14 protein-coding genes are annotated in these 14,797 nt (G+C 57.3%); 9 read left to right on the top strand and 5 right to left on the bottom strand.

Annotation, left to right across the window (positions count from 1 at the left end; translation table 11 throughout):
- Positions 1–69: 69 nt before the first annotated feature.
- The 5 genes from KOE80_RS02150 to KOE80_RS02130 form a co-directional block, all read right to left on the bottom strand.
- The gene (locus KOE80_RS02150) at positions 70–537 is read right to left on the bottom strand and encodes a hypothetical protein (RefSeq protein ID WP_226348231.1); all 468 of its coding nucleotides are present in this window, start codon (positions 535–537) and stop codon (positions 70–72) included.
- Positions 538–572: 35 nt separating this feature from the next.
- The gene (locus KOE80_RS02145) at positions 573–2,924 is read right to left on the bottom strand and encodes a type VI secretion system Vgr family protein (protein ID WP_226348230.1); all 2,352 of its coding nucleotides are present in this window, start codon (positions 2,922–2,924) and stop codon (positions 573–575) included.
- 2 nt (positions 2,925–2,926) lie between these two features.
- On the bottom strand, positions 2,927–3,523 hold the full coding sequence (locus KOE80_RS02140; RefSeq protein WP_226348229.1) for a DUF3540 domain-containing protein: 597 nt from the start codon (positions 3,521–3,523) through the stop codon (positions 2,927–2,929).
- 226 nt (positions 3,524–3,749) lie between these two features.
- Complete coding sequence (locus KOE80_RS02135; RefSeq protein ID WP_009455514.1) at positions 3,750–4,943, bottom strand: acetyl-CoA C-acyltransferase; 1,194 nt, start codon at positions 4,941–4,943, stop codon at positions 3,750–3,752.
- A 19-nt stretch (positions 4,944–4,962) separates the two neighbouring features.
- Positions 4,963–7,317, bottom strand: coding sequence for a 3-hydroxyacyl-CoA dehydrogenase/enoyl-CoA hydratase family protein (locus tag KOE80_RS02130; protein WP_232467074.1), 2,355 nt, complete (start codon positions 7,315–7,317; stop codon positions 4,963–4,965).
- 723 nt (positions 7,318–8,040) lie between these two features.
- On the opposite strand from KOE80_RS02130, the gene KOE80_RS02125 reads away from it, so the two are divergent.
- The 9 genes from KOE80_RS02125 (at position 8,041) to KOE80_RS02085 (ending at position 14,796) form a co-directional block, all read left to right on the top strand.
- Entirely contained in the window at positions 8,041–8,616 is a 576-nt protein-coding gene (locus KOE80_RS02125; protein ID WP_060185452.1) for a chromate transporter, read from the top strand.
- Positions 8,613–9,143 carry a chromate transporter gene (locus KOE80_RS02120; protein ID WP_021447240.1) on the top strand — a complete coding sequence of 177 codons (531 nt, stop codon included), beginning with the start codon at positions 8,613–8,615 and terminating at the stop codon, positions 9,141–9,143. Before KOE80_RS02125 ends, KOE80_RS02120 begins: the two co-directional genes overlap by 4 nt.
- A gap of 186 nt (positions 9,144–9,329) precedes the next feature.
- Positions 9,330–10,154 (top strand): ABC transporter ATP-binding protein, encoded by an 825-nt coding sequence (locus KOE80_RS02115; RefSeq protein ID WP_009455504.1) that lies wholly within the window; start codon positions 9,330–9,332, stop codon positions 10,152–10,154.
- Positions 10,151–10,936: a lipid asymmetry maintenance ABC transporter permease subunit MlaE gene (gene mlaE / locus KOE80_RS02110; RefSeq protein ID WP_226348228.1), complete on the top strand. Its 786-nt coding sequence runs from the start codon at positions 10,151–10,153 to the stop codon at positions 10,934–10,936. Before KOE80_RS02115 ends, mlaE begins: the two co-directional genes overlap by 4 nt.
- Positions 10,937–10,957: 21 nt before the next feature.
- Positions 10,958–11,434 (top strand): outer membrane lipid asymmetry maintenance protein MlaD, encoded by a 477-nt coding sequence (mlaD, locus tag KOE80_RS02105; RefSeq protein ID WP_009455494.1) that lies wholly within the window; start codon positions 10,958–10,960, stop codon positions 11,432–11,434.
- Between the two features lie 40 nt (positions 11,435–11,474).
- Positions 11,475–12,254: a VacJ family lipoprotein gene (locus KOE80_RS02100; RefSeq protein WP_051359147.1), complete on the top strand. Its 780-nt coding sequence runs from the start codon at positions 11,475–11,477 to the stop codon at positions 12,252–12,254.
- A 38-nt stretch (positions 12,255–12,292) separates the two neighbouring features.
- Positions 12,293–12,964, top strand: a complete 672-nt coding sequence (locus tag KOE80_RS02095) for a phospholipid-binding protein MlaC (RefSeq protein WP_035269860.1) — start codon at positions 12,293–12,295, stop codon at positions 12,962–12,964.
- A 186-nt stretch (positions 12,965–13,150) separates the two neighbouring features.
- Positions 13,151–13,942 carry an ABC transporter ATP-binding protein gene (locus KOE80_RS02090; protein ID WP_009455490.1) on the top strand — a complete coding sequence of 264 codons (792 nt, stop codon included), beginning with the start codon at positions 13,151–13,153 and terminating at the stop codon, positions 13,940–13,942.
- A 95-nt stretch (positions 13,943–14,037) separates the two neighbouring features.
- Positions 14,038–14,796 (top strand): ABC transporter permease, encoded by a 759-nt coding sequence (locus tag KOE80_RS02085; protein WP_042486095.1) that lies wholly within the window; start codon positions 14,038–14,040, stop codon positions 14,794–14,796.
- Position 14,797 lies beyond the last annotated feature (1 nt).

Genomic DNA, 14,797 nt, shown 5'->3' with positions numbered 1-14,797 from the left:
ACTGCCTGACTGCTCCGGACCCGCGTGTGCGTCATCCCCGATCAACTGCGAAGCCAGCGCCACCATCAATCAATCCCCATAGGAGTTGGCGGCGGGTTTCAGCTGCAAGGTCACCTGTTCACGGTTCAGAGCACACAGCTGATCATTGGCCGGATCGCACAGTACGCTGACCCAATTACCCGGTTTGAATCGCTTGTTCAGTTCGGGCTGCACCAGCACATCCACATGGGTTTTCTGACCATCCACGTCCAGGCCCAGGCGCACTAGCGGATAAGCAGATTTGAAGACTTCTGGCAGCAGCTCGTCCTGAGAGACGATCATTGCCTGTTGGGGGACGACTTCGGCACGATGCAGACGCTGATACAAGAGCTCTTCAGGACGAGCACGCCAATAGCGCGTAAAACCCCTATACCCAGCCACAAAACCACCCACTGCGATCAACATGGGCAAGATGACCAGATAAGGCAGCCAATCCCGCCACTCCAGAGCAATACCAATCGAAATCATGATGGCTCCCATCAAAGCGCTGAAAGCCATCCATATAATCTGTCCCAGCATCGTCGCGGACGTCCTTAAAAAAAGATGTGCAAGCCGGACTTGGCCAAACGCAGAGCCGAACTGCCGACGCGCACCGCCTGCTTGCCCAGATACACCGCACTGGTCTTGATCGCGGCGTAGGCTTTCTCGTCCTTGAAGGCCGAGTGGTCCATCTTCATGACGGCAGCCTGGAAATTGACCAGATAGCCCTGCGCCCGAATACCCCAGGCATCCAGCGAGGAAATCGTGCCGTTCAGGCGGAACCCCGTCACTTTTTCGGTATGCGGAATCCACCATTTTTCAATACCTGTGACATTCACCTTCCAGCTAGGCGTGGTGATGTTCACGCCCGCTGCGGCGGTAATGTCCACAGGACCGGAAATGCTTTTGGTCAGATTGCCGGTCAGGGTGTCGGTGACATTGCCGGTGGTGGTCAGGTCCACATCACCTGTAATGGTTTCTTTGACATCGCCAGTCACGGTGTAATCCACCGCGCCGGTAATCGTGCGGGTGTAATCGCCGGTTTGGGTGGAGTTGCGAGTGCCGGTGATGGAATCCGTGACATCGCCCGTGACCGTATGAGTGACCTCGCCGGTGATGGTTCGGGTCAAATCGCCGGTCAAGGTGTCGGTGACATTGCCCGTCACGGTACGCGTCACATCACCGGTATGAGTTCGGGTCTGCTCGCCTTCTATGGTTTCAACCAGATCCCCGATGACCGTACGTACGACGCCGCTATTAAATGTCTCGGTTTCCAGATCCTGCACCGTTGTCGTGCGGGTTGCCATGACGCTCAAGGTATCGTGGCCTGTGACCACAGTAGTCCGGTTACCGTCGACGGTATGGGTTTCATCACCCTCGACTTCCGTATCCAGATTGCGCTCGGCATGCAGCCAGATACGCTCCTGCCCGGCTCTGTCCTCGAACATGAAGGCGTTGGCGTTGCTGGGATCACCGTCTTTGGAACGGCTTAGAAAGCCGCTTTGTGTGGCATTGTCCGGAAGGTTCCAGGGCGGCATATTACTGGCGTTATACACGCGACCGACGGCAATGGGCCGGTCCGGGTCACCCCCCAGAAAATCCACAATCACTTCGTCGCCCACTCGGGGCAGCTGAATGCCACCAAAGCCGCCACCTGCCCACGGGCTGGAGACTCGCAGCCAGCAGGAGCTGTTTTCATTGGCCTGCCCGTAGCGATCCCACAAAAACTGAACCTTGATGCGACCATATTGATCGGTCCACAGTTGCTCGCCGCTCTTGCCCACCACCTTGGCGGTTTGCGGGCCGTAGGTACGCGGAATAGGTGTACGTCGCAACGGGCGATACGGCTGGCTGGACGGGATCACCAGAAAATCGATGAAGTAGTGGCTGGCCATGCCGCTCTCGCCGGTATGGCCTACATCCAGAAAGTCGTAATCGACCTGCGTCACCAGATAGTCGCGGTTGTCCTCGGGGCGCGGATGATTGCGTACGGACAGCAAATAACCCGGCGCGACACCACGCGCATTAGTCTGGGCTTGAGCCTGGCTACGTACTGCCTGCAAGGCTTCCAGCCGCAAGCGGGAGTAATGTTCACCATGTTGAGGCTCGGTGTAGCCACCCGCCCATTCGTAGACTTCCAGATCACCCAAGGCGTGCTCAGCTGGGTTGCTGCGCGTGGCGTCCAGGCTGGCTCCCGGCTTGCAATAGTCGTAGTCAGCGGTCGCGTAGCGGCCCGGAGTGACTTGCTCATACGGGTGCCAGGCATGGATATGCTCAACATCGGGATGCGCTACCCGATCGGGGGAAACAAAGGGCAGCTCAGAAAGCCAGGGCGCAGCCGCATGTTGACCCACATCGTCGGCCATCACCAAGGTATGGGCGCCATTACGATGCTCAAACCAGTAGTAAATCCCCTCGCGCTCCATCAAGCGGCTAACAAACTGAAAGTCGCTTTCCTGATACTGAACGCAATAGGTTTGACGCGGATAGTCCTGCGTCAGGCGCGACTCCCAGGCAAAGGGGTAGCGGCCCAGCACATCCTGCAAAACCTCGGGCACGGTCTTTTCCTGAAAGATCCGGCTGTCCATGTTCTGGCTCAAGAACCAGAGCCAAGGGCGCAAGGTGGCCCGATACGTGTAGAAGCGGTCGCTGCGGCCGGTTTTACCCATCAGGCGAAATGCGCTGATACGACCATCCAGAAAGCGCGGCACTGCAAAAGGTGTTTTGATTTCCAGGCTCAGGGACTCGCCCAGCAAGCTGCGCAAATCCAGCAAGGGGGTATTGCAGACCACATCCACCTGCAATTCAAAAGGCTGGGACAAGGCTTCCCGACCTTGCAGAGCCTGAAATAGCAAGACTTCCGGCCCCAACGGGCTATGCACTTGTACAAGGCGTTCTGTCAGCATGCTTACCCCATATGGATTTGGTCAGCGTCGACTTTGACCAGCTCGCGCGCAGTCATCAAGGTATGGCGGGCATGCAAACGCATTTGATGCTGGGCCTGCACATCCATGCGGCCCCCACGCCAACGCTCCTCTTTTTCAGTCAGACGAAATACGTGATTGCACACTTGGGACAGGCGATCCGCCACGGTTTCCTGCACGCGCGACAAAATCCGCAGCGTGCCTGCGGTCAGGCTCATCTCCCGGCCAGACTGGCGCAAATGTCCACCTGCCTGCAAAGTCAGGTCCGCCTCGGACTGGATAAGTACCCCACCCTGGGCCGCCTGCACATGCAAGCCCTGCTCGGCGATCAGATGCAAAGCCCCGCCCTCGGGTCGCTCCAGCACGGCGAACACATAGGCCTGCTCGCCATCGGCACCGCCTACCCAGACCTTGTCGCCCACTTGCGGCTGCACCAGGCAACTGACGGCCTGCGGCACAATCCAGCAGCGCTCGCCGCAGTCGACTTCAAACTGCCCCGACTCCAGACGAGCCTTGACCCGTCCCTGCCAGAACATGGGGGGAACGTGCAGGCTGGACACCATGCGCGAGGGCAATCCCATACATCCTCCGTGTGAGCTGTTCAACACAATGAAAAGGACTATGGCCCGAGCCCATGTCTACTCTATGACAACAACAAAACTTTACTTTTTTGACATTTAGCGGGTTTTAAGCAAATTTGCTTACACGTATTGTGCTATTGCCCACCGATGCGGGGGACGCCCCAATAAAAAAGCCGCCCGAAGGCGGCTTTGTCCAGCAACGATAGAAACAGCAGCAGATCGGAAATTATGTCCGCTCGAAAATCCCGGCGGCTCCCATGCCTGTACCGATACACATGGTGAGCATGCCGTATTTCAGCTGACGACGCTGCAAGGCATGAACCACGGTGGCGGCACGCATGGCACCAGTCGCACCCAGAGGGTGACCCATGGCAATAGCACCACCCAGCGGATTGACGCGCTCGGGGTCCAGGCCCAAATCACGAATCACGGCTAGAGATTGAGCAGCAAAGGCTTCGTTCAGCTCGATCCAGTCCATCTGGTCTTGCTTCAGGCCAGCCAAGGCCAGCGCATGAGGCACGGCTTCTTTAGGACCGATACCCATGATTGCTGGCGGCACACCACGGACCGAGAAAGTCACGAAACGGGCCAGCGGAGTCAGATTGTGCTCGCGCAAGGCGCGTTCGGAAACAACCAGCAAGGCACCTGCCCCGTCCGAAGTCTGCGAACTGTTGCCGGCCGTGACCGAGCCACGCGCCGCAAATACGGGGCGCAGCTTGCCCAGCACTTCCAGGCTGGTATCAGGGCGTGGACCCTCGTCACGATCAACCACTTGAGTTTTGACGGAGATTTCCTGCGTGCTCAGGTTGGGTTGACGACGTGTCACCGTCACAGGCAGAACTTCGCCCGTGAACTCGCCCGATTCCCACGCCTTGACGGCTTTCTGGTGCGAGGCCAAGGCAAACGCGTCCTGATCTTCACGGGAGACTTTCCACTGACGCGCTACTTCTTCAGCGGTCAGACCCATGCCGTAAGCGATCCCGTAGTTCTCGTCCGAAGTGAAAATCTCGGGGCTGAACGTGGTATTCACGCCCATCACCGGCACCTGACTCATGGATTCCACACCCGAAGCCACGATAATGTCTGCCTGGCCCGTACGGATACGGTCAGCAGCAATCGCAATGGCGCTCAAACCCGAGGCGCAGAAGCGGTTGACGGTCATCCCGGCCACGGTATGCGGCAGGCCTGCCAGCAAGGCAGAAATACGCGCAACGTTAAAACCTTGCGGGCCTTCAGGCAGGGCGCAACCAGCCACCACTTCTTCAATGGCGGCAGGGTCCAGTTTGGGCACATCGGCCAGCATGCCGCGAATGGCTTCTGCCAAGAGCTCGTCAGGACGGTAGGACGAAAACACACCGCGAGGCGCTTTTCCAATGGGCGTACGCTTGGCAGCGACGATATAAGCTTGTTGTACAGTCATGTCTACTCCTTGATCCGCTCTAGTTACGCACTGGCTTGCCAGTGGTCAGCATCCCAGTAATACGTTCCTGGGTCTTGGGGGAATTGAGCAGCTCCAGGAAGGCCTGCCGCTCTTGCGCCATCATCCAGGCTTCATCCACCAGCGAGCCTGGATCCACATCGCCCCCGCAGATCACGGTTACGACCTTCTCGGCAATATGGAAGTCATATTCCGAGATGAAACCACCTTCTTTCATGTTCACCAGTTGAGCTTTCAACGTGGCAATGCCATCGCGACCGGCAACCGGGAAGCGACGTGGCAATGGAGCACGCCAACCGGCGCTGGCCAGAGCCTGTGCCTGACGAACGGCCACATAAACCAGTTCCTGACGGTTCATGACGATGGTGTCGGACTCTTTCAGGAAGCCAAGCTGACGCGCATCCAGAGCGGAGCGCGACACTTGTGCGCTGGCGATAGCCAGAGCAAAACGCTTCAGGTAGGCCAGCAACGGGGCATCAGGTGCACCCATGGCTTGCAGTTCAGCCGAGCGACGAGCCGAGTAAGCCAGACCACCTGCGCCTGGAACCAGACCCACACCCACTTCAACCAGACCAATGTAGGACTCGAAGTGAGCGACGCGGTGCGCGCAATGAACAGCCAGTTCGCAACCACCACCCAGAGCCAGACCGGCAACCGCAGCCACCACAGGCACCTGGGCGTAACGGATACGCAGAACCATGTCCTGCATGGCGCGCTCTACCGGCTCAACACCGGCCACGCCTTCTTTCTCGAACACGGGCAAAATGGCTTTCAGGTCAGCGCCTGCGGAGAATGGATCACCATCCTGGGCCACCACCAGAGCCTGATACGAGGCTTCAGCCAGCTCAATCGCCTTGAACATGCCATTGACCACACCAGGGCTCAGCGTGTGCATCTTGGTCTTGAAGGACACGATCAGCACGTCTTGTGGGTGCGGTGCGGGCAGCGTCCAGCAGCGTACCGACTCATCTTCGAAAACCGTGGTGGTTTCCAGAGACTCGACCTCGCCCACCAGCAAAGGTGTGCCAATGTGGCGCAGGTAAACAGGCAGATCGCTACGGCCTTCAAAGCGGCTTTGCGACGGATTCCAGGAACCGGCAGCGGTATGCACGCCTTGCGCTTCCCACACAGGACCACGAGTCGCCCAGTCTGGCAGCGGCTGGCTGCTCAGTGTCTTGCCGTCTTGAATATCCTGGTTGATCCATTCGGCCACCTGACGCCATCCGGCAGCCTGCCAGATCTCGAACGGGCCTTGCTTGTGACCAAAGCCCCATTTCAAGGCCAGATCCAGCTGACGGGCGTTGTCGGCAATGTCTTGCAGATGAATGGCACTGTAGTGGAAGGTGTCGCGCAGTACGGCCCACACGAATTGAGCCTGAGGCTTGTCGGACTCGCGCAGCTGGCGCAGGCGCTCAGCCGGGTCACGTACAGCCAGAATGGCGGCGACATCAGGATCGATTTTCTGGTCAGCAGCCACGTAATCGCGCTGCTGAGCATCGAAACGCTGGATTTCACGGCCCTTCTTGCGGAAGAAACCGGCACCGGTCTTTTGACCCAAAGCACCTGCATCAATCAGGCCCTGCACTTCTGGTGGCAGGCCAAAGTGTGCTTTGAAGCTGTCATCGGGCAGCTGATCCTGCATGGTGCGGATCACGTGTGCCAGAGTGTCCAGGCCAACCACGTCAGCGGTACGGTAAGTACCCGATTTGGCTCGACCCAGACGTGTACCCGTCAATTCATCAACCTGCTCGTAAGTCAGGGAGAAACGACGAGCCTGCTCGAACACGGACAGAATGCCAAAAACACCAATGCGGTTACCGATGAAATTGGGGGTATCTTTGGCGCGAACCACGCCCTTGCCCAGTTGCGATACCAGGAAGGTTTCCAGAACATCCAGCAGCTCTGGCTGGGTGTATTTCGTGGGGATCAGCTCCACCAGGCTCATGTAGCGTGGCGGATTAAAAAAGTGCACACCGCAAAAACGTGGGCGCAGCGCTTCCGGCAAAACATCTGCCAGGGAAGTGATGGACAGGCCGGACGTGTTGCTGGCGATGATGGCATTAGGGTTCAGTGCTGGCCCGATCTTGCGGTACAGATCCTGTTTCCAGTCCAGACGCTCGGCAATGGCTTCGATTACCAGATCGCAATCGGCCAGACGGTCCAGGTTGTCGTCGTAGTTGGCGGGCTCGATCAGGTCGGCCAGGTCTGGCGTACCCAAAGGAGCTGGATTCATTTTGCGCAGATTGGCAATGGCACGCAGGGCGATGCCATTTTTGGGCCCCTCGCGGGCGGGCAGATCAAACAGAACTACTGGTATGCCTGCATTCACGCAATGGGCGGCAATTTGCGCGCCCATGACGCCGGCACCGCACACGGCGACCCGACGCAAGGTACGGGCACTGCCCGTCACTGCACTGGCTGAACTAGATGTCATAGGTTTGTCTCCAGGAAACTGAAACCCCACGCAGCATAAGGTCCCAAACGGACGCTCTACGATGCGAGGCAATCGAATAATCGTACACGCACAACCGCTTTTACGACCATAAAGTCTTTTTTATTTTCAATCAAAGATGGGTATAGATCAAATCCATCTTCATGAAACTGTCCATGTTTGGATCCGGATCGGGCTGCTCAGCCGCTCCAGCAAGCCACCATAAATTCAAACGATCGTTTCAATCTCTTTTATTTCAATAGATTGAACCCATAAAAAGCTCATTACACCCTTCATTAGCCGCCGGAAGCACCCGGCCCCTCAAGCGGGCATCACACATGGTTTCAAGCTAGTTTTTTAATTCTTTTCTTATTTATTTCAATTCATTTTTTATTTAATTTTTGCACCTACTTTAATTAATTTTTATCTTTAAATATTTCAAACAAATAAGCAGCGCTTGAGGGTAGAAAAAAATTTGAACGACCGCTGCCCGACAGCCGTTTTCTTGCCAATAAAGGCCACGCCGCACCCCCAGCAAGAAGGATCAGGCCGCCACCCGAGCGCACAAGAGGGAAAAAACGGCTTAATTTGTATGCCAGAATGTTCAAACTTCCACTTTTGACGAGCCCTATCCGCCTTCATTGCTCTATGACCCGGTCTCAAGAAGCTGCCCCTTTATCCTTAAGCGCTCTATTTCTGATCTTTGCCCGCATTGGCCTGACCAGCTTTGGTGGGGGCTTGAGTGGCTGGTTAATGCGTGAGTTTGTTGTTCAGCGGCGCCTGATGAGCCAGGCAGATTTTCTTAGCGGTCTGGCGCTGTCCCAAGCACTGCCCGGCATCAATGTGGTGAACCTCTCTATATGGATTGGTTATCGTCTGCTGGCCGGGCCTGGGGCGTTAGTTGCCACGCTGGGCATGGTGCTTCCCCCGCTACTGCTGGCCATTTTGATGCTGATTGGTCTGGAACAACTGACGGGCTCTACCCTGGTGCCCCAAGTCATGGCCGGAATTGCCGCTGCCGCTATTGGCCTGTCTCTTGAAATGGGCGTACGCTCGGCGCGAAGCGCCGCCACCGGAATCGTGCCCATTGCCCTCATGTTGGCCGTTTTTGTCGGCATTTTCGTCATGGAATGGAGCCTGATCCCCGTTATTCTGATCTGTGCACCGCTGTCCGTCTGGTATGCCTGGCTGCAACTTGGAGACAAAGCGGTGGAGCAATCATGATCACGGTTTTGCTCCAGCTCATGCGCGTCTTTGCGCCCCTGTCTTTTCTGACCATAGGGGGCGGGCAAAGCATCATCCCGGAGATTCACCGGCAATCGGTAGAAATCCATGGCTGGCTCAGCAATCAGGAATTTCTGGATCTGTTCGCCCTGTCGCGCCTGACACCCGGCCCGAAATCCTTGCTTGTCACCCTGGTGGGCTGGAAGGCGGCTGGCTGGGCCGGTGCCCTGGCCGCATCCGTCGCCATTTTCCTGCCCTCTGCCCTGCTGATCTATTACCTGGCAACAATCTGGAAGCGCTATGAGGGCACACGCATCATCCGCGCCATTGAAATTGGTCTGCTGCCCATTGCCGCCGGCATGATCCTGGCCGCCAGCGGCACAATTCTGAAAGCGGCCCAAGGCGGACTGTGGGCCTGGGGCACGGCTCTGGCCTGTACGGCCATTTTGCTGCTAAGTCGCATCAACCCTTTATGGTTGCTGGCAGGCGGCGGATTGCTGTTCGCCTTGATACAACCCGCTATCTAAAACAAATTCGACACAAAAAAGGGCGACTTCACCACCAAAGCCGGTTTGAAGTAAGTGGCTGTATCAAGAGCCACAAAATGGCTCATAAAAGCGCCACGATCCCGCCCCCATAGCGCACAAGACATTGAGACGCCAGAGCTGCAAGCGGTACAATGGCAGGTCCTTTTATCCCCTTTTGCCCGCGACATGGTTGTAAATACTGACCGAGCCGTACTAAATCTGGACTCCGCCTCGCTGGGCTACGGTGCCTTTACCGTGCTCGCGGACGTGTCCATGACCGTTCAGAAAGGTCAGGTCGTCGCCATGATGGGGGGGTCAGGTTCCGGAAAAACAACACTTCTGCGTGCTGCGACCGGACAAATTCGTGCTCAGAAAGGGACTGTTACGGTTTTTGGCCAGGACTTGGCCAAGCTGGACGGCGAGGCTCTGCGCCAGACGCGTCAACGCATGGGTGTGCTGTTTCAGCAGGGTGCCCTGTTTACTGACCTGAACGTGTTTGAAAACGTGGCGTTTCCCCTGCGGGAGCTGACAAACGACTCCGAAGCCGCCATTCAGGACCGTGTACTGGACAAGCTGGACGCCGTTGGCCTGCGCGCGGCTGCCCATTTAGGCATCAATGAAATTTCCGGCGGTATGGCTCGCCGAGTTGCCCTGGCCCGTGCCATTGTGCTGGAGCCCGAGCTGATTCTGTACGACGAACCCTTTGCCGGCCTGGACCCTATTTCCATGGGCATTACCGCGCAGCTGATTCGCGACCTGACCGACCGCCTGAACTGCGCTTCAGTATTGATTACGCACGATGTGGCCGAATCCTTTGCGATTGCCGACCAGGTTTATATTGTTGGCCAGGGACGTTTGCTGACCCAGGGCACGCCCACCGAGCTGCGCGCCTCCAAGGATCCTTACGTGCAGCAGTTCCTGCGTGGTGAACCCGACGGCCCTATCGCCTTTAACTATCCCGTCACCCCGGCTTTTGAAGCCTGGCTCCAGAATCGGACGACGCGCTCATGAATTTCATCACCGCCCCGATTAACGCGCTAGGCGCTGCGATACGCAATAGCATCTACGGCCTGGGTGCCTTCAGCCGCCTGTTCGTGGCCTTGCTGGCCCGGTCTTCCCTGCTGTGGCGTCGCCCCCGTCTGGTTTCCCAGCAAATCCACTTTATTGGCAACTATTCGCTGCTGATCATTGCCGTTTCCGGGCTGTTCGTGGGTTTTGTGCTGGGCTTGCAAGGTTATTACACACTGAACCGCTATGGTTCCGAAGAGGCCTTGGGCCTGCTGGTCGCCCTGTCTCTGGTACGTGAACTGGGGCCGGTCGTCACCGCCCTGCTATTTGCAGGCCGAGCCGGGACATCATTAACCGCCGAAATCGGCTTGATGAAGGCCGGTGAACAGATTGCCGCCATGGAAGTCATGGCGGTAGACCCCTTGCGCCGCCTGCTGGTACCGCGCTTTTGGGGTGGCATTATTGCCATGCCCATTCTGGCCGCCGTGTTCTCCATGGTCGGCATTCTGGGCGGCTATGTCGTCGGTGTGCAGATGATCGGCATTGATGCGGGCGCCTTCTGGTCGCAAATGCAAAACGGTGTCGATGTGATTGATGACGTACTCAACGGAGTGATCAAAAGCCTGGTGTTTGGCCTGATCGTGACCTTGATTGCGCTGTATATGGGCTGGCATGCCAAGGCCACGCCCGAAGGCGTTTCTCGCGCGACCACACGCACGGTCGTCAGCGGCGCTTTGGCGGTATTGGGCACGGACTTCCTGCTCACCGCCCTTATGTTCAGTTAACTATTTAGGAATTGCTCAGCTATGAATCGCGAGAAAACCGATTTCTGGGTTGGCCTGTTTGTTTTGCTGGGGCTGGTCGCACTGGCATTCCTGGCCCTGCGTGCGGGTAACCTCAGTTCTTTTTCCTTTGCCAAGACCTACCAGGTATCGGCCAAGTTCGATAATCTGGGTGGTCTGAAACCACGCGCTCCCATCAAAGCCAGCGGTGTGGTCGTTGGCCGGGTTGGCTCCATTGGTTTTGACAACCAGGACTTCAAAGCCGTGGTCACCCTGGATATGGACGAGCACTACAAGTTTCCTGTCGACACCTCGGCCTCCATCCTGACGTCAGGCCTGCTGGGCGAACAGTACATTGGCCTGACTGCGGGTGGCGACGACAAGGACCTGCAAGGTGGCAGCACCATTACCTATACTCAAAGCGCGGTTGTGCTGGAAGAACTGATCAGCAAGTTCCTCTACAACACGGCCTCCAAGGACGGCGGCTCCAAATCGGAGTAAGCAAACCCGCCCGTTCATGCTCATTACAGACGACACAACCATGAATACAACAACTCGCCGCTCTTACTCCCTGCCTCGAGGAGTCCGTTTGAGCCTGATCGGTGCCAGTGCTGCGCTTGTGGCCGGTTGCGCCAGTGTGCCCAACCCCAACCCCCAGGACCCCTGGGAAGGCATGAACCGTGGCATCTACGCCTTTAACGAAACCGTGGACGGCGCGCTGATCAAACCGATTGCAGAAGGCTACAACGCCCTGACGCCGCAGCCTGCACGCACATGTATTAGTAACATTTTCAACAACCTGGGCGATGCCTGGTCGGCCGTCAACAGCTTCCTGCAAGGCGAACACGTCGACTTCTTCAACACCCTGGGTCGCGTCCTGTTCAACTCGACCATGGGCTTGGGCGGTTGTATTGACGTTGCCACCATGAACGGCTCCAAGCGCATCCCCAACGACTTTGGTGTGACGCTGGGCGTATGGGGCGTCAAGTCTGGCCCTTACGTGGTTCTGCCCTTCTTTGGCCCCAGCACCGTTCGCGACGGTGTGGCACGTGGCACCAGCTTCCTGGAAGGCTTCTCCTCCACGGGTCCGATCATGGCGATCAAGGATGTACCGGTACGCAACAGCATCCTGGGTTTGTGGGCCTTGGATGCCCGTGCTGGCGTGCTGGATGCAGAAAAACTTGTTAACGACATCGCCCTTGACCGCTACAGCTTCATACGCGACGCTTACCTGCAACGACGCCATGCGATGGTGCAAGCCCGCCGCACCGGTGGCGACACCAGCCAGGACCTGCCTGACTACTCGGACGCAGACGAATAAAAACGCGCTGCCCGCAGAACATTCTTCTGGAGTTTTTTATGATTTCCCGTCCCGCCTTGGGCGGGACTGCTTTGCAGTCCTCCCCCTCTCGCCTGATTTCCTGGATCCTGACCGTCTGTGCGGCCCTGGCTCTGTGTTTGCACGCCGTCGCAGCCCAGGCACAAGTTGCAGATCCCAAAGGGGAGCCCAACAAGTTTGTTGAATCGGTCGGTAATCAAGCATTGCAAGTGGTCAAGGAAAGCGACGCCATCCGCAAGGGTGACCGCGCCGCCATTCTGGCTGCCGTGAACGAAAACATCATGCCCTACGTGAACCTGGAAAAGACGACACGTCTGTCCGCTGGCCGCTACTGGCGTCAAGCCAGCCCCGAACAGCGTCAGAAGCTGGTCGAAGCGTTCAAGGGCACCTTGGTGCGTACCTACAGCGGAGCCTTGTCCCGCGTGGATGACAAGACACAGCTGACCATCCTGCCGTTCCGTGGCGATGCCAATGCAGACGACGTGGTGGTGCGCTCCTCGCTGACTCAATCCAACGGTGGCCCGGTTGGCGTGGATTACCGTCTGGAAAAAACACCTGAAGGCTGGAAAATCTACGACTTGAACGTGGAAGGCATCTGGCTGATTCAAAACTACCGCAACCAGTTTGCCCAGCAAATTGAGCAGGGTGGCATTGATGGCCTGATTCAGGCGCTGAACAAGCAAAACAGCTAAGACAGGCCGTGGCAAGCACGGGCGCTTTGGTCGGGCATTCTTAAGCAGACCAGAGTCGTACTCTATAATAAAGAGCCTGATCACCCCCAAACAGGTCTACGCCCATGCGTAGGCCTGTTTAGTTAACAAAGACGCTACAGCGACGACTTACACCGCCACACCCGCGTCAGGCCAACCCAAATTGCCATGTCCGCCTTCAAACTCGATAACGTCAGTAAACGCTTCGCTCCCCAAAGCCGGGGACTCAAAAGCCTGTTTTCCCCTCCCCGTTCCGATGCCGGTTTTCTGGCCGTCGATCAGGTCAGCCTGACTATCGAACATGGTGAATTTTTCGGATTGCTCGGCCCTAACGGCGCCGGCAAAACAACCCTGATTTCCATGTTGGCCGGCCTGACCCGTCCCACCAGCGGCCAGGTCAGTGTCTGTGGTTACGATGTGCGCACCCAGTATCAAAAAGCCCGCCAATCGCTGGGCGTGGTGCCACAGGAAATTGTTTACGATCCCTTTTTCACCGTCCGTGAAACCTTGCGTCTGCAATCGGGCTACTTTGGCCTGAAAAACAATGACGACTGGATCGACGAGATTCTGGCCAATCTGGCCCTGAGCGACAAGGCCGATGTGAACATGCGCGCCTTGTCCGGCGGCATGAAGCGCCGCGTTCTGGTTGCCCAGGCGCTGGTGCACCGCCCCCCTGTCATTATTCTGGATGAACCCACTGCCGGTGTGGACGTGGACCTGCGCCGCACGCTGTGGGAGTTCATCATTCGCCTGAATCAACAAGGCCACACCATCTTGCTGACCACCCACTATCTGGAAGAAGCCCAGGCCCTCTGTGGTCGCCTGGCCATGCTTAAAAGTGGCAAGATCGTCGCCCTGGATACCACGCAAGCCATTATGGAGCGCGCAGGCGGCCACGATCTGGAGGATGCATTTGTGCGCATCATGCACAACGAAGGAAAAATGGGAGTCGCACTGTGAACCAGAACAATTCTCCCAAACACTGGGGCGTGCCTCAAAACACGGACGCCCCCGCTGCCAAGATCGGCACCCTGAGCCTGCCCCCTCAGCCCAAGATGGGCTCGGGCTTTCCTACGCTGCTGCGCAAGGAGCTGATGCGTTTCTGGAAAGTGGGCTTTCAGACCATTGCTGCGCCCGTACTGACGGCGCTGATGTATTTGCTGATTTTCGCCCACGTGCTGGAAGGCCGCGTCACGGTATACGACTCCGTGCCCTACACCGCCTTCCTGATTCCGGGCCTGATGATGATGAGCATGTTGCAAAACGCTTTTGCGAACCCGTCCTCATCACTGATTCAAAGCCGCATCACTGGCAATCTGGTCTTTATCCTGCTGCCGCCGCTCTCGCACCGCGAGATTTTCGCCGCCTATCTGCTGGCGTCCATCGCCCGCGGTGTCTGTGTGGGCCTCTGTGTGTGGCTGGTGTCGCTGTTCTTCGTGTCCCTGCCTGTAGCCAAGCCCTTATGGGTATTGGTGTTTGCCGTCATGTCTTGCGGCATCATGGGCACCTTGGGTCTGATCGCCGGACTGTGGTCTGAAAAGTTTGACCAACTGGCCGCGTTCCAGAACTTTCTGATCATGCCTGCGACGTTCCTGTCGGGCGTGTTCTATTCGATTCATAGCCTGCCGCCGTTTTGGCAAACTGTTTCACACTGGAACCCGTTGCTCTATACCATTGACGGGTTCCGCTACGGTTTTTTTGCCGCCTCGGATATTTCTCCCTGGTTCAGCCTGACCGTTGTCGCCAGCGTCTTTGTTGCGCTGTGTCTGATTTCGCTACGCCTGCTTGCCTCAGGCTATAAATTACGGAATTGAT

Origin of the sequence: Alcaligenes sp. 13f (assembly GCF_020496585.1) — a bacterium.
GTDB classification, from domain to species: Bacteria; Pseudomonadota; Gammaproteobacteria; order Burkholderiales; family Burkholderiaceae_B; genus Alcaligenes; species Alcaligenes phenolicus.
The sequence above is the reverse complement of the archived record's forward strand: the minus strand, read 5'-3'. Positions and strand labels throughout refer to the sequence as shown.